18 protein-coding genes and 1 pseudogene are annotated in these 26,977 nt (G+C 51.2%); 15 read left to right on the forward strand and 4 right to left on the reverse strand.

The genetic code is table 11. The features are described 5' to 3' along the window. Positions 1–146 precede the first annotated feature (146 nt). The 4 genes from AN618_RS09845 (at position 147) to AN618_RS09860 (ending at position 11,651) form a co-directional block, all read left to right on the forward strand. Positions 147–533 carry a copper amine oxidase N-terminal domain-containing protein gene (locus AN618_RS09845; protein WP_066354484.1) on the forward strand — a complete coding sequence of 129 codons (387 nt, stop codon included), beginning with the start codon at positions 147–149 and terminating at the stop codon, positions 531–533. A gap of 275 nt (positions 534–808) precedes the next feature. After that, a complete protein-coding gene (locus tag AN618_RS13160) occupies positions 809–7,681 on the forward strand; it encodes an IPT/TIG domain-containing protein (RefSeq protein ID WP_066354486.1) in 6,873 nt (2,290 codons plus the stop codon). 16 nt (positions 7,682–7,697) lie between these two features. Further along, positions 7,698–10,136: an S-layer homology domain-containing protein gene (locus AN618_RS09855; RefSeq protein WP_066354487.1), complete on the forward strand. Its 2,439-nt coding sequence runs from the start codon at positions 7,698–7,700 to the stop codon at positions 10,134–10,136. Between the two features lie 15 nt (positions 10,137–10,151). Continuing rightward, complete coding sequence (locus AN618_RS09860) at positions 10,152–11,651, forward strand: S-layer homology domain-containing protein (protein WP_083515168.1); 1,500 nt, start codon at positions 10,152–10,154, stop codon at positions 11,649–11,651. A gap of 44 nt (positions 11,652–11,695) precedes the next feature. Here AN618_RS09860 and AN618_RS09865 read toward each other — a convergent pair. Both AN618_RS09865 and AN618_RS14030 read right to left on the reverse strand, forming a co-directional pair. After that, a pseudogene (locus AN618_RS09865) lies at positions 11,696–13,059 on the reverse strand (DUF711 family protein). A gap of 11 nt (positions 13,060–13,070) precedes the next feature. Continuing rightward, positions 13,071–13,358 (reverse strand): ACT domain-containing protein, encoded by a 288-nt coding sequence (locus tag AN618_RS14030; RefSeq protein WP_066354521.1) that lies wholly within the window; start codon positions 13,356–13,358, stop codon positions 13,071–13,073. A gap of 299 nt (positions 13,359–13,657) precedes the next feature. On the opposite strand from AN618_RS14030, the gene AN618_RS09875 reads away from it, so the two are divergent. The 11 genes from AN618_RS09875 (at position 13,658) to AN618_RS09925 (ending at position 25,366) form a co-directional block, all read left to right on the forward strand. Next, positions 13,658–13,897 (forward strand): CLC_0170 family protein, encoded by a 240-nt coding sequence (locus AN618_RS09875; RefSeq protein ID WP_066354492.1) that lies wholly within the window; start codon positions 13,658–13,660, stop codon positions 13,895–13,897. A gap of 24 nt (positions 13,898–13,921) precedes the next feature. After that, positions 13,922–15,529, forward strand: coding sequence for a spore germination protein (locus AN618_RS09880; RefSeq protein WP_066354495.1), 1,608 nt, complete (start codon positions 13,922–13,924; stop codon positions 15,527–15,529). Next, complete coding sequence (locus AN618_RS09885) at positions 15,516–16,613, forward strand: GerAB/ArcD/ProY family transporter (protein ID WP_066354500.1); 1,098 nt, start codon at positions 15,516–15,518, stop codon at positions 16,611–16,613. The genes AN618_RS09880 and AN618_RS09885 overlap by 14 nt, the downstream gene beginning before the upstream one ends. Next, positions 16,610–17,743 (forward strand): Ger(x)C family spore germination protein, encoded by a 1,134-nt coding sequence (locus tag AN618_RS09890; protein WP_066354502.1) that lies wholly within the window; start codon positions 16,610–16,612, stop codon positions 17,741–17,743. Before AN618_RS09885 ends, AN618_RS09890 begins: the two co-directional genes overlap by 4 nt. A 45-nt stretch (positions 17,744–17,788) precedes the next feature. After that, positions 17,789–18,691, forward strand: coding sequence for a stage II sporulation protein R (gene spoIIR / locus AN618_RS09895; protein WP_066354503.1), 903 nt, complete (start codon positions 17,789–17,791; stop codon positions 18,689–18,691). A 237-nt stretch (positions 18,692–18,928) separates the two neighbouring features. After that, positions 18,929–20,437: an aminotransferase class I/II-fold pyridoxal phosphate-dependent enzyme gene (locus AN618_RS09900; RefSeq protein WP_066354506.1), complete on the forward strand. Its 1,509-nt coding sequence runs from the start codon at positions 18,929–18,931 to the stop codon at positions 20,435–20,437. 160 nt (positions 20,438–20,597) lie between these two features. Beyond that, positions 20,598–20,789, forward strand: a complete 192-nt coding sequence (locus tag AN618_RS09905) for a small, acid-soluble spore protein, alpha/beta type (RefSeq protein WP_066354510.1) — start codon at positions 20,598–20,600, stop codon at positions 20,787–20,789. A gap of 117 nt (positions 20,790–20,906) precedes the next feature. Further along, positions 20,907–22,148: an outer membrane protein assembly factor BamB family protein gene (locus tag AN618_RS09910; protein ID WP_066354511.1), complete on the forward strand. Its 1,242-nt coding sequence runs from the start codon at positions 20,907–20,909 to the stop codon at positions 22,146–22,148. A gap of 74 nt (positions 22,149–22,222) precedes the next feature. Next, positions 22,223–23,035: a glutamate racemase gene (gene murI, locus AN618_RS09915; RefSeq protein WP_066354512.1), complete on the forward strand. Its 813-nt coding sequence runs from the start codon at positions 22,223–22,225 to the stop codon at positions 23,033–23,035. Between the two features lie 63 nt (positions 23,036–23,098). Continuing rightward, a complete protein-coding gene (locus tag AN618_RS09920; RefSeq protein ID WP_066354514.1) occupies positions 23,099–24,346 on the forward strand; it encodes a dicarboxylate/amino acid:cation symporter in 1,248 nt (415 codons plus the stop codon). Between the two features lie 15 nt (positions 24,347–24,361). Further along, entirely contained in the window at positions 24,362–25,366 is a 1,005-nt protein-coding gene (locus tag AN618_RS09925; protein WP_066354515.1) for an asparaginase, read from the forward strand. Here AN618_RS09925 and AN618_RS09930 read toward each other — a convergent pair. Together AN618_RS09930 and AN618_RS09935 are read right to left on the reverse strand one after the other, a co-directional pair. Beyond that, positions 25,352–26,020 (reverse strand): aspartate/glutamate racemase family protein, encoded by a 669-nt coding sequence (locus AN618_RS09930; protein ID WP_066354518.1) that lies wholly within the window; start codon positions 26,018–26,020, stop codon positions 25,352–25,354. The genes AN618_RS09925 and AN618_RS09930 overlap by 15 nt on opposite strands. A 15-nt stretch (positions 26,021–26,035) precedes the next feature. Continuing rightward, positions 26,036–26,872, reverse strand: coding sequence for a MetQ/NlpA family ABC transporter substrate-binding protein (locus AN618_RS09935; protein ID WP_066354519.1), 837 nt, complete (start codon positions 26,870–26,872; stop codon positions 26,036–26,038). Positions 26,873–26,977 lie beyond the last annotated feature (105 nt).

Genomic DNA, 26,977 nt, shown 5'->3' on the forward strand with positions numbered 1-26,977 from the left:
CTTCTCCAGTTTGCCTTTGTTTGGGGATAGGAGTTTTACCTTGAGGGTTACTGTCTGCATTTAGCATCTCCTCCGGTTCGCTTAAATTTTAGCATAACCGGAGAGAAATAGCAAGTCGTCATTCATCTCCAGATTAAAATCGGGGGATGAATGGTGGAATTTTTATAAATGGTCTAATTTTTAAAATGGGTTCGCAAAGCGCCCGCGTTAAAGGAAAAAACATAACCCTACCCGTTTCACCGATGATTGTAAATAAAAGAGCCATGATACCGGTAAGATTGGCGGGCGAGGCGCTGGGGCTCGATGTAAAATGGGATTCTAAAAACCGCATGCTGGCGGTTTCCAGGGAAAGTGTAAGTGCCGTGTTGAAATTAAACTCTCCCTTCATGGTAAAATCACCGGGCGGATGGGTTGATCTAGGGGTAGGGCCGGCATTAAAAGGAGGCATCCTCTTCGTGCCCGCAAATTTTTTTAAAGAGATGGGGTTTAACGTCAGGTGGGATTCGAAACTAAAAACGATAGAGATATTCTAGGATTTTTTTGCACTTTCAAGGAAGTGTGGTTATTGTGGATAAGTTATCCCCAATGGGGATAAATGCCCCGGATTTAATTTTTATGCTGAGAACAAGCCCTTCTATTTATCAACAGCTGTGGATAACTCTGTGGATAACGTGGATAAAAAGTCTTATTTTTTTATGCGACAAATGGACTAAGAACAACTGTGCTGATTCTGTAAAAACAGGAGGATTTTGGATGAGTTTTGTCGAAGTTATAATACTCAAATTTTCTTGCGGAGTGAGGGCAGGGTATGCTTTTGAAAAAAACAAAGATACTCAGGGCATTTACCATAATCATTGCCGCCGTTTTGGCGATGGTACAGCTTTGGCCTATGCCGGTCGCTATGGCTGCTGTTCCTATTATAAACGAAGTTAACCCTCCTCAGGGGGCGACCGCAGGAGGTTACGAAGTAATAATATCGGGCCAAAACTTTTCCCCGATCGGCCAGGTCGAGGTGCTTTTCGGCGGCGTGAAAGCGCAGGTTGTCAGTTCCGACGGCAGCAACCTAGTTGTGATAGCACCTCCTTATCCTGAGGCGGGAACGATTAGCATCACCGTAAGGAATTCCAGCGGTGAAGAGGCCATCAAAGCAAATGCGTTTCAGTACATAAAAAGTTCTCCCAAAATAGAAAAAGTCGAGCCGCTCGTGGGTACTGCCGGGACTGAAATTACCATTACAGGCAGTGGTTTCATGAAGGACATAGATTCGAGCCACAAGCTCAACGTGCTCATAGGTGGAATTCTGTCATCCAGGGTGACTTTTGTAAGTCCAAACATCATCAAAGCGGTGGTGCCGGCTCAATCTTCGGGCTACAAGGAGATAAAGGTGGAAAATCCCGATGGAGGAATTGCTGTCTATTTTCCCGCAGATGACAGCCAAAAGTTTTTCTATCAGAAGAGCACTCCGACCATCACCAGCATAGACCCCGTCAAAGGCCCCGTAAATACCGCTACAACAATTACCATAAAGGGTACCAACTTCGTCCCGGGATACTATCCAAATACCTCCACGCCCATAACGACCGTTACGATAGGCGGACAGCCCGCGACTGATGTCCAGGTTATTGACGATAAGACCATTATAGCAAAGACCCCCACCAATATATCCATTACTGGGCCGCAGCACGTAGTGGTAACGGTGGACGGAGTTAGTGCAATAAAGCAAAATGGCTTTACCTTCATCTCAAATCCGAAAATCAATTCACTGACGGACGTCCCCCAAGGCGTGAGTCCCTCCCAAGGAAGCGTTTTGGGCGGATATAAGGTTACCATCAACGGCTCCGGTTTTATGGCAGGAGCTCAGGTGAAATTCGCCGGAATATTGGCAAGAGATGTTGAGGTAAGAAGCGACAGCGTGATTACGGCTACGGTTCCTCCGACTACCACGCCGGGCCCTGTTTCGGTGACGGTGACGAACCCTGATGGAGGATCGGCAGTGCTCGAAAACGGCTTTACCTATACCCAAAGCGCCCCACGAATCAGTGCCGTATCAAGGACCCTAGATTTTACTGGCCCGGCCGAGGGCAGCGTCCTAGGGGGAGATACCATATATATAAAGGGTACAGATTTCGGGGCCGATGGCTATCCCAACGAAGTCAGGGTATTTATAGGGAATAACCAGGCTACCGTTTTGTGGCTACAGAAAGGGACCGGCGAGGACATAATTTCGGTGAAGACTCCGCCGAGCGCGACAGCGGGACTGACCACGTTGAAGGTGGTCAACAAGGACAGCGGAAGCGATACTGCCAATTTTACTTATACGAGGAGCGAGCCAGTAATTAATAGACTGGACATAAATTCCGCCACCACCGTAAGCCAGGGGACCATCACCATTGAAGGCAGCGACTTTATGGCGGGTGCCAAGGTTTATTTCGGCAGCCTGGAAGCAAAAGATGTGAGTGTATCTCCGGATGGTACCTGGATAAAGGCCACCATACCCGAAGCTTCGTCGCCTGGCGTGGTGGATGTCAAGGTTGTAAACCCCGATCAGGGGACGGCAACCTTGAGCAAAAGTTTTACATTTTTACAAAGCAAGCCGGAAATCCAATCGATAATGAATATAGACTTGAAATTGCTGACAGGTGAAGAGAAAAATACCGGAAGCACGGCCGGTGGCACTCCCATACGGATAGTCGGAAAGGACTTTTCCAATGCTGTGCAGGTGACCATAGGAGGAAAACCTGCCAGCAACATAAAAGTTATCAAAGAAAGTCCGGAAAGGCATATAATAGAGGCTATAACACCCCCAAACGAGGTTGGCGTAAAGGATGTAATAGTGAAGAACCCCGATGGAGGGGCCGCCGTGGGTGAGTTTCAGTACGTGGTGGCTCCTACCATAACCGGCATTACACCCGACAGAGGTAGCACCGAAGGAGGGGACGATGTAATAATAAGCGGCACGGGTTTTGCAGAAAGCGTCAGGGTGTTTTTCGGAGGAGCTGAAGCGACGGTAGAAGAAGCCAACTCCACATCGCTTAAGGTGAAAACCCCTAAAAACTCCGAAGGTCCCAAGGATGTGACGGTGATAAACCTATCCAATTACGGGAGCTTTGTAAAGAAATCCGGATTTACTTATGTCCTCCCTCCAAGCAAGCCGGTAATCGAGAGCATTGAACCCACTTCGGGCTCCACGGATGGCGGCACGGAAATAAAAGTTGTCGGAAGCGATATAAGGAGTGGTGCTAAGCTTTACATAGGCGAAAAACCGGCCACTGTGCTAGATATCAGAGTCGAAATGGTGAATGGTGAATACAAGAGCGTGTTGAGGGCCGTTACTCCTCCGGGCAGTGCTGGTGAGCAGCAGGTGAAAGTGGTAAATCCCGACGGCAAGGTGGCCTTAGCGCCAAAGCCCTTTACCTACAAGATACCCGAAAAAGCCCTAGCCATTACCAGCATAACGCCCAATAAAGGTACTGTGCATGGAGGTACCGAGGTCACGGTAAAGGGTGCCAACTTCGTAAAAAGCTCCGACATTTTGGGTCAGGACGGTAGAACCTATACCCGCGAAACCCGGCTCACCATAGGAGGCAATGCCGCCACCGAAGTAATTGTTAAGGACGACCTTTCCACTCTAACTGCCAAAACTCCGGGGGGAAGCCCGGGGCCGCAGGACGTCATAGTTAAGGTGGTAAAGGTGGACAAGGCGACGGGAGAAGAGGTGGAAATCGAGAGTCAGGCTGCTTTGAAAGGAGGCTTTACCTACGAGCTCCCCAAGAGCCAGCCGGTTATAGATAAGGTCGTAGTTTACAACCCGAGGACCGGGATGGAGGAAGAACCGATAGGTCCAGTAGGAGGGGGCAGCATAGTCCGGATTTACGGCGAAGATTTCATCGCCCAGTCCGGAGGGAAAGCCCTTGAGGTGTACTTCGGCAAGACAAAGGCTCCAATGGTGGACGTTGTGAATTCTGGACTTATAATTGCCCTTACGCCTTCCTCTACCCAGGTGGGTGCGGTGGATGTAAGGGTTGTAAACCCCGACGGCGGTGAAGCTGTGTTGTGGGCGGGTTTCATATACAAGAGCAACGTGATGGTAATAACCTCCATTACCCCCAATTCTGCCAGCGTGTCCGGAATGGTTTATGCCACCATCATTGGAGCCAATTTTGTAGTGGGCACCAAGGTAACCATAGGCGGAGAAGCTGCCTATAACGTAAACGTAGAAGATTCCACCAAAATAACCCTTATCGTCCCGCCCAACACTCCCGGAGTAAAAGACGTTGTGGTATATAACGATTACGGCAGCGCCACATTGAAGGGCGGATTCCAGTACTACGTTGAACAGAGCAAGCCTGCGATCCACGAGGTGATTCCCGCAGAGGGCAGCGCCGCCGGGGGAGAACCCATTACCATTAAAGGCCAAAACTTCATGAGCGGTGCTAGGGTTTTGATAGGGGGAAGGGACGCCTCGGGAGTTGTGGTGAAAAGTACGCAGGAGATAGCGGCGGTGACGCCGCCCGGAAATCCGGGAATACAGGATGTAGTTGTAATAAACCCCGACGGGGGAAGCGCCACCCTGAAGGAGAGTTTTCGGTACATCAGCAGTCCGGCCATAGAATCCGTCACCCCGTCCAGGGGTCCCGTGAGCGGCGGCGTGTTTGTAGAGATTAAGGGGAGAAACTTCGAAAGCGAGGCTCGAGTGTATTTCGTGAGGGAATCCGGAGGCGGCGAGCCCGTATACCTTGAAAATGCGAAGGTTATAAGCGACACCATAATAAAGGCTAAGGTCCCCGCATCGCCCGATGGAGCCACGGGCTATATGGACCTGGTGGTGGAAAATCCCGACGGCGGTAGGGCGGTGCTCAAAAGGGCGTTTCTTTACAGGACCACGAATACCGAGCCGGTTATCTATACCATAACTCCAAACCGGGGGCCGGTCCATGGCGGGACCGATATAACAATAAAAGGCAAGGATTTCCAGAGCGATGCCCTGGTGGTCATAGGGGATTCCTTCGCTACCGGCGTGCGGTTCATCGACAGCACCACCATCCTGGCCAAAACGCCTCCGGGTAAGGAAGGATACGCGGATGTGCAGGTCATAAATCCGGGTGACGGTGCCTTTGCGTTAAAGCCGGGAGGTTTCCTCTACACCGTCCCGAGGAGCAGCCCCACCATAACCAGCATCATGCCGGTGTCGGGGAGCTCCGAAGGCGGAACGCCGGTGACCATTAAGGGCACCGACTTCAGGGAAGGAATTTCCGTCATAATAGGGGGCGTTGAGGTGCCCGAGGGGGACGTGAACCTGGTAAGCCCCACCGAGATAAGGATCGTTACTCCCAGGGCGGCAAGTTACGGCAAGAAAGACGTGACGGTAGTCAACGAGGACGGCGGCAGTTTCACGCTGAAAGGGGGCTTCGAGTACGTGCCTCCGGCCACCATTCCGGTGATTTCCGACATTGACCCCAAATACGGCACCATATACGGAGGCACCGTCGTAAAAATTACAGGGCAGAAGTTTTCTAAAGGTGCCAAAGTATACTTCGGAGGCGTCGAATCGCCGCAAGTTACGGTGGACGATTCCGGCACCCTCGCCACAGTAATTACGCCGGCATACGCAACCGGCAGCGCGGATGAAGAGGTGGAGGGCAGGTACCCGGTCAGGGTCGTGCTCGTAAATCCGGACGGAGGGCTGGCTTCCTACAACGGGTATTTCGAATTTACCATACCGGACACAAAACCCCGGATAACGGGAATCGCACCGGCCAAGGGCCCAGCGGCGGGGGGAAATCCCGTTACCATAGAAGGGATGGATTTCCGCCCCGGCCTCAGGGTTCTCTTCGGCATGTCGGAAGCTACGGTGGAAAAGCTGGAAGACGACCAGGGGAGGACCCCCGATGATGGAGGTTTTACTTCGGGCGTTAAAATAACCGTTGCCGCGCCGCCCGGAAGTCCCGGCAAGGTGGACGTGCGGGTGATAAACCCCGACGGCGCCATTGCTCTTTTGAAAGGCGGCTATGAATATCTCAACGTTACCGGACAAATCCAGCTAGAATTCATAAACCCCACCGAGGGGGCGGTTTCCGGGGGAACTCCCTTCACCATAAAAGGAAAAGGGTTCGTAAACCCCGTTACGGTTTACTTCGGAGGAGAAGAGGCAAAGGGAGTTGTGGCGGTAAGTCCGGACACCATCACCGGCAGGACCCCTCCCAATACGCCGGGCAAAAAAGATGTAGTGGTGCTGAACGGCAACGGCCTTTCGGCGGCCCTGCGGGACGGATTCGAGTATAAAGTGCCCGAAAAGTACCCGCGGATAACTCAGGTGAACCCCAACCGGGGTCCGGCTTACGGCGGCATAACCGTTGAAATATACGGGGAAAATTTCCAGAACAACGCAAAGGTTTACATTGGAGAAAATCAGGCCGAAGTAATTTCGGCGGAGCCGACGAAGATAAGCGTAATTCTCCCGCCGGGGGACTTAGGGCCGAAGGACGTGATTGTTATAAATCCCGACACGGGGCTTGATGTGCTGGAGGAAGGCTTCACCTACGTCACTTATCCGAGGATAGAAAAGGTCGAACCGGCGGAAGGCCCCGTGGAAGGCGGGACGGAGATCACCATCACGGGCGAATATTTCGACCCCAATGCCCGGGTATTCATAGGCGGTAAGGCGGCGCAGGATGTAAAAGTGGTCAACGAAAAAACAATAAAGGCCAAGACGCCTGCTCATTCCGCGGGATACAAGGATGTCACGGTCATAAATCCGGACGGCGGGGAAGCCACGCTGAAAGACGGATTTTACTACAAACCGCCTAGGACCAAACCAGACACTCCGGAGAATTTCAGAGCAAGAAAGCTGGATGATACGGCTGTACTGCTCACATGGTCGGAGGCACTCAACGCCAATTACTATGAGATTTACGGGTCCACATCGGCGAAAGGGCCTTTCAGGTATATAGACAGGACTGCCGACACCCGCTATATCGTCACGGGACTTGAGCCCGACACCAGGTATTACTTCAGGGTGAGGGCGGCAAACGAGCTCGGATTTTCGGAGTTCACCTATGCCGACTACGCCGTGACCGGGGAAGGGTCGAAAGAAAAACTGATTGAGCTTCCCTCCGACGTCGTTGTGGACTCGAAAGGGAGCACCGTCACCGTCACTGTAAAAGATGCAAGTTACCTTAAAAAAGAAGATTACCGGGTAATCGTAAAATCCCCGAGGGGTAAGTACCTTCAGTATACAGCGGTGCTTCCCTACGAGGTGCTTTCGAAGATATCTTCTCTAAACTTCATCTTCGATGAGATAAGCCTGAGCGTATCACCGTCGTACCTTTACATCCCGGTCTTAGAGAAGGCAAATTCCACCGAAAAAAATGACGCGGCCCTGGTGATATATGTGAGGAGGGCCGAAGGGGCAAAGCTGGACGAACTCATGAAGTTCAAAGACCGCGGCATGGTGAGGCTTTCGGACCTGGTCATGGTGGAGTTTTCCTGCAGGATAGGAAAGAAAACCGAAAAATTGAGTGGCATCAGCGCCAGGCTGTACATGGATGTAAGAAATGATATTTCATATTCCGGAAATATCAAGAGTTCCGGCCTTTACAGGTACAATCCGGAATCGAGAAAATGGGAAATGGCAGGAGAAAACATCTTCTTGCCCGGGTGGTACGGGGTTTTCGGAAGGTAAAGCAGGAGTGATAAAGATGAGCGCTATTAAAGCAGGGAAGAAAATATTGGCCGTCATGCTTTCGGTTTTAGCCGTGTTCGTTTGCTTTGAAGATTCCAAGGCGGGGAATCTCGAATATTTCGGGAGTTCCCGCGGCCTTTCTTTATTGAATTCGACCGGTTTTTCAGATACCGCGGACCACTGGGCTGAGGCTTCTATAGAACGGGCTTTTGCCATGGGAATTATGGTGGGCGAAAGAGGGCGGTTTTTCCCGGAAAGGCCGGTGAGCCGCGAAGAGGCTTTAGCGGTACTTGTTAGGATGATGGGTAATATTTCCATCTCTTCAGACAATAGGGGTCGTCCCGGAAATCCCAATGCCTCCGCCTGGGCGACCCCCTACGTAGATTCGGCGTTCCGGCTGGGCCTACTGGACAGGAAGGAAAATCAGATGGATTTCAAGAGCACGGCGAAGAGAGAGGAGGTCTTTACCTGGGCTGCCAGGGCTTTAAAGATAGCCCCTCAATCGAATGCCGGCGACGCCTTGTTTTTTAAAGATTCTGCGGAGATAGAAAGGGAAAGGCTGCCGTACATCGCCGCCCTAGTTAAAAAGGGGATAATCGGGGGATGGGATGGGAGTCTTCGGCCCAAGGATTTGATGACCCGGGCCGAACTTGCCGCTCTGGTGGACAGGATTAAGGGAGAAAAAGCCTTTAACCTGTCCATGTTTCGCGGGTGGGTAAATTCCATAGACCGAATCGGTTCTTCCGATGTCGTGTATACGGTAAGGACGGAAGACGGTCCCGTGTACGACCTTAAGGTAATTCCGGGGAAGACTGATTTTCCCGTCATAAAAAAAGGAAGGATATACGGCTCGGGGACGCTGAAAATCGGCGATTACGTGGAAATAGTTGCGAAGGGAAATGAGGTGCTCTATGCGGAGGTTTCAAATTATACGGTTCAAAAAGTTTCGGGCGAATTATCGGAATTGAGGGACGGCCGTGCGTATATAAAAGTGGATGGAGGGAATATTTTTACTTTTGAACTTCCAAATTTCCCGGAAGTTTACGTGGACGGCAAAAAGGCGAAGGTGGAGGACCTTTTGCCGGGGGTCGAGGTCACTGCCTGGGCTGTAAACGATAAGCTATACCGCCTGGAGGCGAGGAGTTTTTACGAGCCGATGAACCAGGGCGGATTTTCGGAACTTCCACTGGAAGGAACGGTAAAGGAAATTTCTGTGGATGAAGGAGTATATGAAGTCGTCGTAAGTTCCCGGGGCGGCGAGAAAAGTTTGCTCCTTTCTCCTTCCGATGCCGTTTTAAAAGATGGATTACGGGTGAGCCCTTCGGCATTAAAGCCGGGCGATAAAATCGCAGTATATTACGGAAACGAAGGTCGCAGTGTGCGGGTTGAAGTTGCCAAAGGAGGCAGGGTATACCGCCTGGTGAAGGGCAGGATTTCAGGGGAAATTCCGGGAGAATATCTTTTGATCTCCGACGTGGAAGAATTTTACTATGGAACTTTCAGGCCTGCCGAAGACTTGCTTGAGGTCCGAATCGACGGCATTACCCAGGTCTTTACAGAATGGGGTAGGACGGACATAGAGCAGCTTGCGTCAAGTTACGGAGGAAGCGATGTGTACCTCGCCCTCGCCTATGAGGGAAATATGCCGAAAGCCGTTAAAATCCTGGTGAAGTCCGGCGATGAGTACCTGGAAAACGGTTTTATTGAAAAGGTGCGGTGGTCCACCGGCGAGATGGCAGTTGGGGATTTGGAAGTGCTCTTCGACGAGAGCACCATCGCGGTCGTGGGGAATTCTCTGGTAACCACCGACTATTTAGAAGAAGATGCCGGAGTATTTCTGGTGGCCAACAAAGGCGCGTCCGGCTCAAAAGCGGCTATAGTATACCAGCCGAAATTTTTAGACCCCTCTTTGAAGGTGATAAAGGGACAGGTCTACGAAATAGGAAGCGACAGCATAAGCCTGAGATATAAAAGTGAGCTTAAAGAGAGCCTTTGGTCTTCAGAAGAAAGAAAAACCGAAAAGTTAAATATATACGACGATGCCGTAATAGTGGACGCAACGCTAAAAGTACCTAAGGTTATATCGAAAGAGGAACTTTTATGGGACAGGTACGAAGAAAAATACTCCGGCAAAAGCGTTTATGCCGTGCTCGAAGACGGCAAAATCCTGGCCATGGTCATAAAAGACGGGGGAAGGGACGACGACACGCTGAGCATAGGCACCCTTGCGGAAAAGCCGGCGGTGGACGGTAGGATGAAACTCTCAAACATGCTGGATTACAGTCAATTCAGCGAAAAGTGGAACAAGAGCTTAAGTTCCCTTGAGCTCAATGCAGGAGGAGCCGTCATTATGGAAGGGACGGAATTGATAGATGTTGGCGACCTAAAGCCGGGGCAGATTCTTTACGTAGTGAGGGAAAACAACAACTGCCTTTTTGCCTTTGTGCAGCAATAAAACTTGCGGGATGTGATGGCGTTGAAAAAATTGCTGGTAAAACTTTTGGTTTTCGTCACTGCGGTATTTATAATTTCGGCCCCGGCTTCGGCGGATATGCTTCCGGGCTATGAGGGCGGGATAATGGACGACATGAAATACCGGGAGATGATTTTCATCACGGGGCAGCCAGTTTTGCTGGAAGGAAGCGTTAAGGTTACTCCGGGAAGGATGAGGGACGGCAAGAGGCAGGACCGGATTACTTACAACCTATCAAGCAGTGACGGCAGCGTAAAACTCTCCAGGAGCATTACGATTTCAGTTACGCTTCAGCGGGAAAAAGGCAAAGACCAGGTGAGGACGACGTACGAGATAGTCCGGGCCAGCGAGACGGTAACCGTAAAGCGTGACAGGACCACCGAGAGATTCACCCTTGAAAACTACAGCTTTACGGCTTCATCGGTTTCTGACATTTCCGCCGCGGTGGATTATACGACCACCGTGATAAGAGGGAGGAAGGTGTACGATTTCAACGGGGGCAAGGGCACTGTGGAAGTGGACATTTCGGGCAAAGGAGTGGGTTATAGCAGCGCCTGGGGATCTACGGAAACGAGGGAAGTCAAGCTCGTCATATCGTCAAATAGAAAAGCCGACGAAAAAAATGGGACTCAGGCATCGAGCTGGACCGGAACCGTGGACGAGGAGCTTTCGTCGAGCAGAACAGTGGAGATATCCTATGTCGAAAACCGACCGGCACTCATGAGCTTTGACGGGGCTTACGCCGTGACGACAAGGGAAGATTCAACGGTCCGATACTCGTACAGCCTCCCTCGGCTTGACGAAAACGGGTTGCCCACGGGAAAGCAAAATCGGGGAAGCGAGCTTATCAGCCTTTCCGCCACGCCGAGAGTTGAAATGGGCTACATACCCGAATTTTACGACATGGCAGGTCACTGGGCCAGGCAGGATGTGGGAAGGCTTGCTGCTCTAGGCATAATGAAACAGGAGGGGAACTATTTTTGGCCGCAAATTCCGGCAAAGAGGCTGGAGTTTGTCCTTGCGGTTGGGAGGCTGGTGGATATAAACTCGCGCGCCGAGAGGTGGAGGGATTCTTCCGAAGAGGAAGCTGCCCCCGCCTTTGAGGACTTGTCCCTTTCGAAAGAAGATGCATCGATTGTGGCCGCCCTTGCCGAAATGGGGGTGGTGGAAGGTATCAGTCCTCGCCGGTTTTCTCCAAACCAGAACCTCACCAGGGCGCAGGTGGTTACGATCCTGGTAAGGGCACTGGGGCTTGAAAAAAATGTCCCGCGGATGTACCGCTTGGGTTTCAGGGATGAAGGGGAAATACCGGCCTGGGCGAAAGATGCCGTATACGTCGGAAGCAGTATAGGCCTGGTCCGGGGAGACGAGGCCGGTTACTTCCGGCCCGATGACCCGGTGACCAGGGCGGAAGCCGCGGCGCTTTTGAACCGCTTCATTACCTACCTCAAGGATGACCTGAGGCGGGACTTCCGGGACAGGGTGATGGATTTTTAACTAAATCCCCGTCGTTCTGACGGGGATTAATTTTTATCAGGCGCTTAATTGGTGAGGCTCTGAATCGGTGGAGGAATCCTTCCACCTCGCCGCACGAAGACCGATGAATCGAAGGTGCTGACCGGCATTACGGGAGCCCTGCCGAGCAGCCCCCCGAATTCCACGAAATCCCCGGCCTTTTTCCCGGGAGCAGGAATTATCCTGACCGCCGTGGTCTTTTTGTTGACGACGCCTATCGCCATCTCGTCGGCGATAATGCCCGCTATGGTTTCGGCGCTGGTATCTCCGGGAATGGCTATCATGTCGAGACCCACCGAGCAGACGCAGGTCATGGCCTCCAGCTTTTCGATGGTCAACGCCCCCTCGCTTGCCGCCCTTATCATTCCGGCGTCCTCGCTCACCGGTATGAAGGCGCCGGAAAGCCCCCTACGTAAGATGCGGCCATGGCGCCGCCTTTTTTTACGGCATCGTTCAGGAGCATCAGCGCTGCCGTAGTCCCCGGTGCGCCGCAGCGCTCAAGCCCCATGGCCTCCAGGATGTTGGCTATGCTGTCGCCCACGGCGGGGGTGGGTGCAAGGGAAAGGTCGATGACACCGAAGGACGCACCGAGCCGCTTGGCGGCTTCCCTCCCTATGAGCTCGCCGGCCCTCGTTATCTTGAAGGCCGTCCGCTTTACGGCTTCGGCGAGTTCTCCGAAGTCGGCGTCTTCGCCCAGCCGCCTTATCACCGTATTTACCACGCCCGGCCCGCTGATACCTATATTTACCGTGGTCTCGGCCTCTCCCGTGCCGTGGAATGCACCGGCCATAAAGGGGTTGTCCTCCACCGCGTTGGCAAATACCACCAGTTTAGCACATCCTATTCCGTCGCGATCCGCCGTAAGTTCGGCGGTTTTTTTAATCACGTGGCCCATGGCGAGCACCGCGTCCATGTTTATGCCGGCGCGGGTGGATGCAACGTTGACCGAGGCGCAGACCCTTTCGGTGGAGGAGAGGGCTTCGGGTATCGAATTTATCAGGTTTATGTCTCCTTTCGTGAACCCCTTTTGCACAAGGGCCGAAAAGCCGCCGATGAAGTCTATGTTAAGTTCCTTTGCCGCCCTGTCCATAGCTTCGGCTACGGGAGTGAGGTCCTTCTCCCTGCAGGATTCGGCGACAATGGCGATGGGGGTTACGGAAATGCGCTTGTTCACTATGGGGATTCCGAATTCCGCTTCGAGTTCTTTTGCTACCGGAACCAAATTTTCGGCGGTGTCTATGAGTTTTCGGTAAATTTTTTCTGCAACGTCAAAGACGCTTTCTCCCGTGCAGTCCCTCAGGCTAATTCCCAAAGTTATCGTCCTTATGTCCAGGTTTTCCGCCTGTACCATTCTTATGGTTTCTATTATTTCATCCCTTGAAAAGCTCATCCTGATCCCCCTCATATCCTGTGCATGAAGCGAAAGACTTCTTCCCTCTGCGCGTCAACCCGTACGGAAAGGGATTTTCCTCTCTCTTCCAGGAGCTTTTTCAAATCTTCGAAACTCACCGCGCAGCCGGAGATATCAACCACCATTATCATGGTAAAAAGTCCTTCTATGGAGGTCTGGGTTATATCGAGGATGTTGACGTTGTTTTTTGCAAGGACCTCCGAAACCCCGGCGATAATCCCCACCCGATCCTCGCCTATCACCGAAATTACCGCTTTTTTTGCAGGCTGAGAATTCACGGGGAAGGGCTCCCGCAAAAGCTCGTCACCTACATAAATCTTGATGCCCTTCGATGCCGCGAAGATACGGGCTTCTTTGGTCACGAGGGAACCAGGCGGGAATTTTAGAACTTCGCTGCCCTCGTAATTTTTTATAGTATCCAGGGTAACAAGAATCTCCATGCCGCTCAAGCACCCCTTATAAATGGTTTATATAATTCAAAAGTATAAGTATAAAAATGCAAAACATCAAGATACTCAAGAAAAATTTTTTGCGGCGGGATGGCGGAATAAAATAGCACCCGCAAGAGAAAATATATATGAAAACCCATAAAGAGGTGGTCGGAGCCTTGGAGATTTTAAAAAACCTTATTGAGGATTTAAAGGAGGCCTACACGTTCACTGCCGTAAGTATATTCGTAATTATAGGTCTTTTTATGTTTTTTGTGGAAGCAAGAAGCATGGCTCAAAAAAAGCTGAAGGCCGAAGGACTCTTGCTTAGGGTTTTAGGCGTCCTTTACGTGATAGGAAGCATCGTCGTCTATTTGATAATAAGCTGAGATGATTTCGGGAGGACACACTATATGGGAATTTTCGACACACTGGGGAGCAGGAAAAAAACCGAGATTTTCTTTGAAAGGGACATGACGCCGGACAAAAATAGGAAGCTTTACAAGGACATAGACGAAAATTTAAAGGTATTTAAAGAGTACCTCGCGGACTGCGACGACCTGATAACAAGGGAGTTCGTTATGGGAAATCCCGAAAGGCCAAAGCACAGGCTGGCCATGATAAATATCGACGGACTTGTTGACAAAAGGCTTGTGCAGGAAGAAGTTATGAAATCACTGATGCTGTATGCCAGGCAGACCCCCCTAGAACACAGCGTTGGAGATAAATTTTTCCAGCTCATTAAAGAAGGACTGCTCACGGTGGCCGAATTGAGAGAAGCGGACAACTTCGGAGAGCTGGTGCTGGCGGTGCTCTCCGGCGATACCGCTCTCATCATTGACAAATTAGACAGGGCTTTGATTTTAAACACGAAAGGCTGGGAAAAAAGGGGTGTGGAGGAGCCCCTCACCGAAGCGGTGATAAGGGGGCCAAGGGAAGGTTTTACGGAAACCTACAGGGTCAACGTGGCCCTGGTTCGAAGGAGGATAAAGGACCCCAACTTGAAGGTCAAGACCGTAAGGCTGGGAAGGCACACCAGGACCGACGTGGGGGTGCTTTACATCAAGGGAATCGCAAACCCTTCCATCGTGGAAGAGGTCTTAAAGAGGTTAAACAAGGTGGACATAGATGGTGTGCTGGAAAGCGGCTATATAGAGCAGATGATAGAAGACAACTGGGTTTCGTTTTTTCCGCAGTTCAGGCGCACCGAAAGGCCCGACGTGGCAGCGGCGGCCCTTTTAGAGGGCAACGTGCTTATCATCTGCGACACGACCCCCTTCGTCCTTATAGCCCCCACCACCCTGTTTAGCCTCTTTCATTCTTCGGAAGACTACTACGAGAGGTGGTACATCGCCTCATTAATCAGGCTCCTTCGATTTGCTGCGGCGGCGCTCGCCATAGCGGCCCCCTCCTTTTACGTGGCAATGGTGGCCTACCACCCGGGCATGCTTCCCACCGACCTCGCCCTGTCCATTGGCGCGACGAGGGAGGGCGTGCCGTTTTCCACCACGGTGGAAGCCCTTATTATGATGCTGTCGCTTGAAGTCTTGAGGGAAGCGGGTATAAGGCTGCCCGGCCCCATAGGCCAGACCATCGGCATCGTCGGCGGCCTCGTCGTAGGAGAAGCCGCCGTGAGGGCAGGGATAGTGAGCCCCATAATGGTAATCCTCATAGCCATCAACGCCATATCGTCTTTCGCCGTGCCCAACTTCAGCGTGGCCATAGGGTTTCGCCTGCTTACCTTCATATTTTTGATCCTCGCGTCGGTGGCCGGGCTTTACGGCGTCATGCTCGGGTTTCTGGGGCTCACTGTCCACCTCGTGACGTTGAAGAGCTTCGGGGTCCCGTACCTTTCTCCGGTAATCTCGTTTAAATTTAAGAGGTTGAGGGACCTGGTAGTGAGGGCGCCCCTGCCTTCGCTGAAGGAAAGGCCTGAGTACACCCGGCCGGTGGACAAAACGAGGGTACGGGATTCCAAAGTAAAGGAAAGGGGCGGTGGTGAGGAAAATGATGATGGATGATGACCGCATATCGAGCGAACAAGCTATCGCACTGATTGTGAATGCGGCGATAGGCGTGGGGATTTTAAGCCTTCCGAGGGTTGCGGTAAAAAGCGCGGGCCCCGACTGCTGGATCGTCGTGCTCCTGGGAGGATTAATAGCCCTCCTCGGTGCCCTGGTGGTCGGAGGGATTATAAAGCGGCTGGAGGGGAGGACTTTTGTCGATTACATGTCTTTCGTCTTCGGAAGGCCCGTGGGTCTGATACTGGGCGTCGTTTACGGGATTTACTTTAGCCTGATTGCGGCGGTCGTGTTGAGGGACTTTGCGGAGGTGATGAAGAATTTCGCCCTGGAGGAGACCCCTCTAGAATTTTTCGTCTTGACGCTGCTTTTGCTCTCGGCCTACCTCATACGGCACGGACTCGAACCTATGGCGAGGTTGATGGTGGTAAATTTCCCCTTCTGGTTCATCCTTTCGGTGGCCATGCTTATACTCAGCCTTTACAACGCCGATTTTTCTGAACTGCTGCCGTTTTTGAGGACACCGCCGGAAAAGCTTTTACAGGGGGCCTTGAGTTCAATGCTGAGCCTGGTGGGCTTTGAGGTGCTTTTGACGTCGGCCCAGGGCTTGAAGACGGTGAAGGACATAAACAAAGTTATGGTGGTTTCGATGGGCATCGTGACGGCGTACTACACGTTCGTTGTGGTTACGGTGGTCGTGTCGATGGGTATTGCCGAAACTTCAAGGACCATCTGGCCCTCCATGGCCGTCGTGAGGAGGATAAGCGTGCCGGGCGAGATCCTAGAGAGGATGGACGCCCTGGCGGTGGCGCTCTGGGTGGTGGTGGTTTTCACAACGGTGTGCGCCTATTATTTTGCGGCTGCGATTACCTTCACCAACGTTTTCAGGGCGAGGGAGTTTAAAATATTTGCCTCCATCCTTTTCCCGTGGACATATCTTGCCGCGATGCTCCCCCAGAACATCCTGGAAGTGGAGGATTGGCTGAATTTTGCCGGGAACTTTTCGATCCTAACGTGTTTTTTAATACCCATCATTATCCTTGTTGCAGGCATGGCCAGGAACAAGTGGGGGAAGAAGGGATGAAGCTGAGAAAAATCATACTGGCAGGTCTTTTGTCAATTGCGATTTTCGTCGTGTCGGGCTGCTGGGACATGGTGGATATAGACCGCAGGTTTTTCGTGGGGAACATAGGTATAGATAAAGCCGCAGTGGATGACAAACTTAAAGTCGAGTTCACAATGCCTATAGTCAGAAAAATCTCGGGCGAGGGAGGCCAGGGAGGCGGCGGCGGGGGGTCCACCATCGCTTCGGTCAGCACGGTGGCCGATTCCATCCACGCCGCTGCGCGCCAGATGTCCCACCGCCTCAGCCGGCGGCTTTTTTTTGAACACACCCGGGTGATATTGATAGGAGAGGAAGCGGCGAGGGACGGGATAGAGGGGGTAGTGAATTTCCTTTCTAGGAACACCGAAGTAAACCGCCGCGGGAGGATAATGGTAGTAAAAGGGAAGGCCGAAGATGCACTCAAGGTAAAAAACGAGTACGAGACGCTTCTTGCAATGTATATAGCCAACATCTTTGAGAATTGGACATTCTGTTCTAAATTTATAGAAATCACCATTGACGACTTCATGAAGAGTGCCTACTCAACGCAGGGCAATGTCCTGCTTCCGCGGCTTACCCCCGGGAAAATAGACGTTTCGATAGGCGGTGCGGCGGTCATAAAAAATTACAAACTGGTGGGGTGGCTGGATGAAAACGAAACCCTGGGGGTAAACTTCGTCCTCGGGAAGGTGAGGGGAGGCGATTTGACCTTCAAACAGCAGGGCGAAGATTATCCGGTGGTGATGAGCATCGTTCAGATTTCGACGAAAACGGAACTTGTGGAAGCTGGTACCTACCCCAAGTTTAAAATATCCCCTAGAATAGTGGCCGATATAGTTGAAACGCCCGTAGACATGAAAATAGATGCAAGCATGATAAAATCCCTGGAAAAGGACCTGGAAGAAAAGGTGAACCAGATAATTTTAAAAGGGGTGAAAAAGCTGCAGAAGGAATTTCAGGTAGACGTCCTGGGCTTCGGCGAATACCTCTACAAATACAGGCCCGGCATCTGGGAATATTACAGAGAAGACTGGGAAAACATCTTCCCTCACGTGGAGGTTATCGTTGACACGAAAGCCACAATACGCGGTATAGGTGCGTCATTGTAGGGGAATAATTTAGATGGATAAATTTAGCAAGGGGGAGGACCTATTGTGGTTTTCAGGAAATTGATTACGGTAGCTTTAGCTGTGGCTTTGCTTTCCATTATCGGTGCTCTGGCAGGGGCATCGGGCATAGCAGGCCACGGCCTCGACGCGGGGAAAAATTCTGGAATGGATGTGGAGGACCTTTCGTCAAAAATTATAAGGTTTCACGTGGTGGCAAGCGGAAATTCGCCCAAGGAGCAGGAGCTAAAGCTTCGGGTTCGCGATGCGGTATTGGATGCCCTGAAGGACGACCTTTCGAAAATGGAAAACATCGAGGAAACGAGAAATTATATAAAATCGCACCTGAAGAACATAGAAATGATAGCGAAAAAAGAAGTGGAAGAAAGTGGAAAGGATTACGAGGTGAAGGTCTTTTTTGGGAAGTTCCCCTTTCCGGTAAAAACCTACGGTTTCATCACCCTTCCGGCTGGCGAGTACGAGGCCTTGAGGATTATCATAGGAAAGGGGGAAGGGAAAAACTGGTGGTGCATATTATTTCCGCCGCTTTGCTTCGTGGACATCACCCACGGCATAGCCACCGAAGAGGCAAAGTTAAGGGCAAGTCAGGGTTTAACGCCAGAAGAGAAGGCGGCAGTAGATAACACCCACAACACTCAAAATTGGGAAGTCGAACTAGCGAGCGATAACGCCGAAAAAGGGAAAGAAGATCAAGCAGCAGGAAGCGCACAAAAACAACGGCAAGAAAAGCACAAAGACAATGAGGAGCTTGCACTTGCTAATAAATACGAGAGGGGTATGAAAGAAGCCCAAATTAGGGGAAAAACGCCGTTGCTTTATGAGGATCGACAAGAACAAGGGCCTGTTGTGGTGAAATTCAAAATGATAGAGTGGCTTCATGCGGCCTGGGATAGATTCCAGCAAAACTTCAAAGTCGCATTGAACAATTGAATGAAGGCCCCCGGCCGAAGCGAAAGCCGCGGGCCTTTAAACTCTTTTAACGGGCGTATAACCCCGGCATTCCCAATTAAACAAAATAGCGTGCATGTTATTCGTTTATAAAAAAATTTGTTCTTTTTTACACCATTTCTTAACAAAAAATTAACATTTTGTTCTGGTTTTCATATTGAATTTCAATGCATTCTGTGCTTTAATTAGTATGTTCGAAAATGAAGGGAGGGTGACTGTATGAGAATTGAAGAACAGCAAGAAACGCCGCTCTTTACCGCCCTCAAAAAGTACGTGGAAGACAGGACCATATCATTCCACGTGCCAGGGCACAAGGGCGGCAAGGGGATTCCCGAATTCAGGGAATTTGTGGGAGAAAATATCCTGGCCATTGATGTCACCGCAGGTCTCCTGGGCCTTGACAACGTTTGCAACCCCCTTGGAGTTATAAAAAGGGCGGAAGAACTGGCTGCTGACGCCTTCGGAGCAGACCATGCCCACTTCCTGGTAAACGGCACCACTTCCGGCATCCAGGCCATGATACTGTCGGTGGCCGGGCCCGGCGATGAGATAATAATCCCGCGCAACGCCCACCGTTCGGTGGTAGGAGGCCTGATATTGAGCGGTGCAAGGCCAGTTTATATAAAGCCCGTTATCGACGATTACATGGGAATTGCCATGGGTATTACTCCGGAAAGTGTGAGGCGGGCTCTGGTGGAGCACCCCAACGCTAAAGCTGTTTTCGTTATAAATCCGACCTATTATGGCGTGGCTTCGAACCTCAAGGAAATCGTGGAAATCGCCCATTCCTTCGACAAGCCCGTCATAGTGGACGAGGCCCACGGGGCTCACTTCGGCTTTCACCCGCAGCTTCCGCTTTCGGCGATGGAGGCTGGGGCCGACATGAGCGCCGCCAGCGTCCACAAGCTCGTGGGGTCCATGACCCAGAGCTCTATACTGCTCGTAAAGGGGAATCTCGTGGACGACAAAAAGGTGAAGGCGGCCATGAATCTGACCCAGACCACCAGTCCTTCCTATCCGTTGATGGCATCGCTGGACGTTGCGAGGAAGCAGATAGCGCTGAAGGGCAGGGAAATGCTGGACAGGACCATCAAACTTTGCGAAGAGGCACGGCGGGAACTCAACGCCGTCGATGGAATATACGTAATGGGAAGGGAAGTCGAAGGCACCGAAGGATGCCACGCCTACGACCCCACGAAACTCGCCATCAACGTGCGGGAGCTCGGACTTTCCGGGTTTGAGGTAGAAAGGATACTGAGGTACGAATACCACATCCAGGTGGAACTTTCCGACCTCTACAACGTACTGGCCGTAGGGGCCATAGGCGACAGCGAAGAGAGCATGTCGGCCTTGGTTGAGGCCATAAAAGAAATAGCGCAAAAATACGCGAGGAAAAACGTCATTAAAATAGCGGCCAGCCTCCCGGAAAACCAGGAACTGGTGGTTTCGCCCAGGTTTGCCTTTTACAGTGAAAAAAAGGTGGTGCACCTGGAGGACTCGGAGGGCGAGATAAGCGCCGAGATGCTGATGGCGTACCCGCCCGGCATTCCTATAATATGTCCTGGAGAGCGCATTACCCGGGAAGTCATAGAATACGCCAAGGCCCTCAAGGCAGAAGGCTGCCACCTGCAGGGCACCGAAGACCCCGAGGCCAATTTCATAAAGGTGCTGGCCGACAGGGAAAGCGTGGAAATGGAGTATTACCGGCACGCCGAACAGGTAGGATGAGGACCATAAAAGCCCCTGATTAAAAGGGGCTTTTATGGTCTGACTGTTGATGGACAAATTTTTTAATAAAATAATGGTAAAAAAAGCGGATACTATCAACATATTTTTCTGCTTATTACGCACCCTAATAATGTGCGAAAAAATTTAAGGAGGGAGCTTAATGGCCCGACGGCGCGGCGTTATGTCGGAAGCCCTCAAGTACGAACTTGCAAAAGAACTGGGGGTGGCGGATATCGTCGCGAGAGAGGGTTGGGGCAGCGTGTCTTCCAGGGACTGCGGCAACCTGGTAAGGCTTGCCATAGAGCGCGCTGAGCGGATGCTCATGGAAGACAACGCGAAAAATAAAAAGTAGGCTCCCGAAAGCGCACGGCCAGGGTTTTTAACAACCCTGGTTTTATATTTTTCACCAAAAAAAATTACGATGAATAGGCTAGGATTATGGGAGAAAACCGGGGGGAGGTGGTGAAAGTTGAAACTGCCTGCCTTTGCCCTGTCAAGCAGGGACCTACTTAAAAAAAGGCCCTACATAAGAGGTACCGATGTGAGGTACGTTCAGCAGGCTTTAAAGTGGTTCGGGCTTTACCACGGCAGGGTCGACGGTGTATTCGGCCCCGAAACGGAGCGCGCAGTGAGGCGGTTTCAAAGTTTTATAAAAATCAAACCGACCGGCGTTGCCGACGAAAAGTTCTTCGGGATTTTGCAAAAAATGATAAAAGGAGGTGCCGGAGAATGGGTGACGCTTAAGAAGGATTTTTGCCATACCGGTTATTCTCCGGTCCTTTTAGCTGCAGCCCTTGAGGTTTCGAAGCTCGTGAAGGTGAAAGGGCCGGTGGCGCTGACCGCAAAAAGAAACGCGGTTTTTGTTGCGGAAGAAAACTTTATCGGAGCCTTCGACCTTGGAAGCAAAAAATTTAGGTGGAGGGAAAAATTTTCGCCGAGCTCCATAAGCCTTGCCCCGGAAACGGTTTTAGTTTCGGCATCGGTGCTCGTGGCGCTGGATGCCTTTTCCGGGAAGACGGTAATTGAATTTAACCATGATAATTTTGAATCGCCAGCAGTAGCTAAAGAGGGTGTCGTATACGCCTCATCAAGGAGCGGCACTGTATACGCCCTGAACTGGAATGGAGAAATAATGTGGCGGTACAGGGCGAGTACAGATTACATCACCCCTTTGACTTTCGGCTCGGGTTTTTTGTATTTCGGCTCCCTTTCCAACGTTTACTGCCTGAATGATAAAGGCGCCCTATGCTGGAAGACAAGACTTTCCGGGCTCATAAAAGAGCCTGTTTCGGTTTTTGGAAACAGAGCGTTTGCGGTAAACGATGAAGGAAGCATATTTTGCCTGGATGCGAAGACGGGGAAGATGATCTGGAATAAAAATTTTGGAGAGGAAATTCTTGCGCCCTGTTTTTTGGAAAAAAGCGCAATTGCCGTTACCCTTAGCGGAAAAGTCGTCGCCCTTGATGCCGAAGACGGGAATCTGAAGTGGGAGGAGGATTTAAATGTGCCTCCTGCTGCCCCGACCCTTTCGTGCGCCGATGCGATATATATACCGACCGATGCCGGCCTTGTAGCGCTAAAGCCCGGCGGGGAAAGAATAAAAACGTATTTTGAAGGAAGGAGTATAAGCCAGGTCATACAGGCAAGACTTGGGCTGGTGGTCGCCGCGGATGGCTTTTTGTGGGAGCTTTCACCGCTGGAAAGATTATAAAAACTGATGTAAACTAAATAGTATTATTATTATCGCAAGGATGACGTTTTTATTCTCATAGGGGAGGTAGGATTATGGAAGCAAGGCGAAAACCGATAGGAATTTTCGATTCCGGCATCGGAGGACTTACCGTGGCGAAGGAAATCATGAATCTGCTGCCTCATGAAAATATCGTTTATTTCGGCGATACTGCAAGGGTGCCCTACGGTTCCAAATCAAAGGAGACCATCACCCGGTTTGCCAAAGAGGGAGTTAGTTTTCTCATGAAACAGGATGTAAAAATGATAGTGATTGCGTGCAACACCGTGAGCGCCACGTGCCTGGAAGAACTGCAGGAAATGCTGCCGGTACCGGTGGTAGGAGTTATAGAACCGGGCGCCAGGGCCGCTGTAAAGGCCACCAGAAACGGCAGGGTTGGGGTAATAGGCACCGAGCGCACCGTAAAAAGCGGGGCTTATGAAAAGGCCATACAGACCTTGAACGGGACCATTAAGATATTTTCCAAAGCCTGTCCCCTTTTCGTACCTCTGGTAGAAGAAGGATGGCTGGAAAACGAAGTCGCGTATCATACGGCGAAAATTTATCTGGACCCCCTTCAAAGGGAGGGCATCGACACGCTGGTGCTGGGCTGCACCCATTATCCTCTCTTAAAGCCGACACTAAAAAAGGTTGTGGGGGACGGTGTAATCCTGGTAGATTCGGCTTTAGAGACAGCAAGGGAAGTGGCGGGCATACTTTTTGAAAAGTGCTTGAACAGAGAAAAAAAAGACGCCCCTTCCTATCAATTTTTCGTGAGCGACGACCCGGACAGATTTGTAAAGGTGGGTGAGACGTTTTTAAAGCGCCCGATCGATCCGATAAACGTGATAGACCCTGAACGGTGGTGAAGTTTATGTTATATATGTTATAATTTTGGTAAATAATAAAAAATTGGAAAGGAGGAGTTGAATATGGGCTTTTTGTCGTGGTACGGCAGGATAAGCCTCACCAACAAGATAACCTTTGCCATGATTTTAGGCGCACTCATAGGGTTTATAGTAGGCCCTAGCGTAGCGGTCCTCGAACCTATCGGTACCGTCTTCATCAGGCTCTTAAAGATGGTGGCATTGCCCGTTATATTCTTTTCGATTACCACGGGGGCTTCCGGTGTGGTGGACCTGGCCCGGTTCAAGAAAATCGGTGCGTTTTTCCTCTTTTACTGGGCCTTTTCGACGATAATTTCATCCACCATAGGCCTGACGTGGGCTGCCATAATCAAGCCCGGAGAAGGAATAAGGCTCGCGGAAAAACAGGCCGAGCTCGGCCAGGTCAACATATTGGATGCGTTCGTGAAGTGGATTCCGGACAACATGGTGGGTGCGTTTGCCAATTACGAGATGGTTCAGGTCGTTGTGATCGCCATATTCGTTGGAATAGCCGCGGCTTTCCTGGGCGAGAGCGACACGGCAAAGCTCATGAGGAATTTCTTTAAAGCCGGTGCCGAACTGAGCATGAAACTGACGGAAATTATCATGGCCTTTACGCCTTACGGTGTTTTCGCCCTCATGGCTTCCATAACCGGGACCATGGGAGCCACTGTATTAGGGTCCCTTGCCAAAATGGTGCTCACCCAGTGGATTGCTTACGCAACGATAATGCTTGTAATATACCCGCTGATACTCCTTTTCTACCTGAGGCTGAACCCCATTCAGTATTTCAAAAACATCTACCCGGCGCTCGTCGTGGCCTTCACCACCTGTTCTTCGGCGGCGACGCTCCCCGTGGCCATGGATGTCAGTAAAAGGCGGCTGGGAATACCGGAGGACATGGTGAACCTCATCATGCCCATCGGAGCTGCCATCAACCAGCACGCCGTTGCGGCCGAGCTTCCCATATACGTGCTCTGGGTGGCCCAGATGTACGACATCCAGCTTTCGCCTGCTGCGCTGGTGACGACGATAATAATGGGAATGATACTGGGCTCCGGCGGCGCTTCGGTCCCCGGCGGAGCGGTCGTCCTGGCGGCCACGCTTTTGCAGACCATGGGCCTGCCCTTGACGGTTGTGCCGTGGATTGCGGGAATATATAGACTTATAGACATGCCCAATACCATGCTCAACGTGGTGGGAGACCCGCTGGGCGGCATGATAGCCGCAAGCGCCCTCGGCGAATTGGACAGGGACGTCTTCTACGGCAAAAAACAGGCCAGGACCAAGTAGGGGGAGATTTGCTTTATGCACAGAAAAAAGATAGCGTTTCTTGCAACAGGCGGTACCATCGCTTCGGTACCCGGTCCTGAAGGTTTAAGGCCTGCCTTTACTGAGAAAGAAATGCTCGCCCTTTTGCCGGAACTTTCGGACATTGCGCAAATAGAAGGGAAGCTTATAATGAACATAGACAGCTCCAACATGCAGCCCGAAGACTGGGTGACCATAGCCAGGGCAGTGAGCGACGCGCTTTTTGATTTTGACGGCGTGGTGGTTTCCCACGGCACTGACACCATGGCATATACCGCAGCGGCCCTTACATACATGCTCACCTATTTAAAAAAGCCGGTGGTGCTGACCGGCGCCCAAAAATCCATCGGCGAGGAAAAAAGCGACGCCAGAAAAAATCTGCTCGACAGCTTCAGGGTGGCCGCTTCGGCCCGGCCCGGTGTTTTCGTGGTCTTTGACGGAAAGGTTATTTTCGGCGACAGGGCGAGCAAGATGAAAACCTCGAGCTTTGATGCCTTCTGGAGCGTCAACGCTCCTTATGCCGGAAAGGTGTGCGAAGGGGCCATCGAATGGGATGAGGAGGCCTTGAAGGCCGAAGGGGGGCGGATTGCAAAAGTTTGGAACCTTATCGCCGAAAGAGGAGGAATAAACCCGGCGGAAAAAGAAGCTCGCCCCGCCGTCCTTTACGACAGGCTCGACCCCGGGGTGTTGCTTGTCAAACTCTACCCGGGCATCGAGCCAGAAGTGCTGCTTTTTGCCAAAGAAAAGGGTTACCGTTCGGTGCTGATAGAAAGTTTCGGGGCGGGGGGCGTAACGTTCCGTCCGCCGCGGAACCTTCTTCCGGCCATCAGGGAACTTGTGGAGTCGGGAATAACGGTGGCGGTCACCACCCAGGTGCCCTTCGAAGGGGTGGACCTGACTCTCTACGAGGTCGGAGTTAAGGCCCTGGAAGCCGGAGTCGTCTCTATGGGTGCGGACACCAGAGAGGCGGCCCTGGCAAAATTAATGCTAAAATGCGTTTAAATGTAAAACGAAATCTCTCAGCACTTCCTCCATCGGGTCGACGACTGCTACATCGAGCTTTTCTTCGAGTATTTTTTTCAAATAGGGGAAGTGCGTGCAGCCGAGCACCAGTCCCTCGGCTCCGAAACTTCTTGGCAAGAAATTGGCAAGGTCGAACTTCTCGAAGATGTCTTCCGGCGGCATTAAATTTTCAATGGCATTCACCACCGGGAGGAGGGTAACTCCGATGACCCGGATGGATGGGTTGCTCTCGTATAGAATCTGTTCTATGACCTTGAGGGACTGGGCGTTGGCGGCCCAGACGATAAGGCGGCTGTATTTTGACGCCAGGTTGCGGTACGATTGAAGTGGTGTTAAGATATTGGAAGAAGGATATTTGTTTTCTACGAGGTTAAAGTCTATGGCTGCCGAAAGGGAATTGCAGTATATCATAATGCTTTTTATGTTCTTTTTATGGAACTCCTCGATAATGTCGATGACTTTTTGAGTAAGGGTATCGGCTTTTTGGTACTGCAGCATGTTTTGCTCTTCGGGGCTTGAGGCGGTAGGAATTCCCACCGCATCAAACCCCTTTTTTCTCAAGAATTCCACGCCCATTTTTGTATCTACGGGCGTTCCGGCGATTACGCCAAAAGTTTTGGAAAAGTGTGCCATAAAATCACTCCGCTTTTAGAAGGCGGGCACGACGGCCCCTTGATATTTCTCTTCGATGAACTTTTTGACTTCGGGGGAATTCAATGCTTCGGCGAGTTTTTTGAGCTCCGGCCTTGATTCGTCGCCCTTTCGGACCACCAGCACGTTTACATAGGGCGAGTTGGCATCTTCAATGATGAGCGCGTCCTTTGTGGGAACGAGCCCTGCCTCCAAAGCATAGTTAGTATTGATTACCGCTAGGTCCACGTCCGGCAGTACCCGGGGGAGGGTTGCGGCCTCAAGTTCGGTTATCTTCAAACCTTTTGGATTTTCAACTATGTCGCCAACTGTGGCTTTTATCCCTGCCTCAGGCTTTAATTTAATGAGTCCCGCTGTCTGCAGGAGCAGAAGAGCCCTTCCGGCGTTGGTCGGGTCGTTGGGTATGGCGACGGTGGCTCCTTCCTTTAGTTCGTTGAGATTTTTAATCTTTTGGGAATAGGCCCCCATGGGCTCGATGTGGACCTTCGCGATGTAAGTCAAATCAAGGTTGTGCTCCTTCGAAAACTCCTCAAGGTACGGAATGTGCTGGAAATAGTTGGCATCGAGTTCCTTTTCTGCCAACTTCAAATTGGGCTGAACATAGTCGGTAAATTCTACAATTTCTAGATTAATCCCCTCTTTTTCCAGAATCGGCTTTACAACTTCCAGGATTTCTGCGTGGGGCACCGGAGAAGCTCCAACCTTGATAGTCACTTTTTCATTTTGCTCCTGCTGATTTGCGCTAATTTCGCTGGCAGATTGATTTTGCCCGCATCCCGAAAGCAGGAATGCAAGGATGCTGAGTGTTAAAAACAAAGCAAGAAATTTTTTCATTCAAGGTCCCTCCTTGTACAATATAGTTAGCTTTAACTAATAAAATTTTTTTAACAACCACACAGGAATTCTGATAAAACTTAGCTAAATATTTCTCGTAGCGGC

The sequence above is a fragment of the Fervidicola ferrireducens genome (assembly GCF_001562425.1).
In the GTDB taxonomy this organism is placed as follows: Bacteria; Bacillota; Thermosediminibacteria; order Thermosediminibacterales; family Thermosediminibacteraceae; genus Fervidicola; species Fervidicola ferrireducens.

Bases quoted from the DNA above. Each gene is read 5' to 3' on its own strand.
- AN618_RS09920 (WP_066354514.1), top strand. From the start codon at position 23,099: ATGGGCTTTTTGTCGTGGTACGGCAGGATAAGCCTCACCAACAAGATA.
- AN618_RS09925 (WP_066354515.1), top strand. From the start codon at position 24,362: ATGCACAGAAAAAAGATAGCGTTTCTTGCAACAGGCGGTACCATCGCT.
- AN618_RS09890 (WP_066354502.1), top strand. From the start codon at position 16,610: ATGAAGCTGAGAAAAATCATACTGGCAGGTCTTTTGTCAATTGCGATT.
- AN618_RS09930 (WP_066354518.1), bottom strand. From the start codon at position 26,020: ATGGCACACTTTTCCAAAACTTTTGGCGTAATCGCCGGAACGCCCGTA.
- AN618_RS09900 (WP_066354506.1), top strand. From the start codon at position 18,929: ATGAGAATTGAAGAACAGCAAGAAACGCCGCTCTTTACCGCCCTCAAA.
- AN618_RS09855 (WP_066354487.1), top strand. From the start codon at position 7,698: ATGAGCGCTATTAAAGCAGGGAAGAAAATATTGGCCGTCATGCTTTCG.
- AN618_RS09845 (WP_066354484.1), top strand. From the start codon at position 147: ATGAATGGTGGAATTTTTATAAATGGTCTAATTTTTAAAATGGGTTCG.
- AN618_RS09935 (WP_066354519.1), bottom strand. From the start codon at position 26,872: ATGAAAAAATTTCTTGCTTTGTTTTTAACACTCAGCATCCTTGCATTC.
- AN618_RS13160 (WP_066354486.1), top strand. From the start codon at position 809: ATGCTTTTGAAAAAAACAAAGATACTCAGGGCATTTACCATAATCATT.
- AN618_RS09905 (WP_066354510.1), top strand. From the start codon at position 20,598: ATGGCCCGACGGCGCGGCGTTATGTCGGAAGCCCTCAAGTACGAACTT.
- AN618_RS09880 (WP_066354495.1), top strand. From the start codon at position 13,922: ATGGGAATTTTCGACACACTGGGGAGCAGGAAAAAAACCGAGATTTTC.
- AN618_RS09860 (WP_083515168.1), top strand. From the start codon at position 10,152: ATGGCGTTGAAAAAATTGCTGGTAAAACTTTTGGTTTTCGTCACTGCG.
- AN618_RS09875 (WP_066354492.1), top strand. From the start codon at position 13,658: ATGAAAACCCATAAAGAGGTGGTCGGAGCCTTGGAGATTTTAAAAAAC.
- murI (WP_066354512.1), top strand. From the start codon at position 22,223: ATGGAAGCAAGGCGAAAACCGATAGGAATTTTCGATTCCGGCATCGGA.
- AN618_RS09885 (WP_066354500.1), top strand. From the start codon at position 15,516: ATGATGATGGATGATGACCGCATATCGAGCGAACAAGCTATCGCACTG.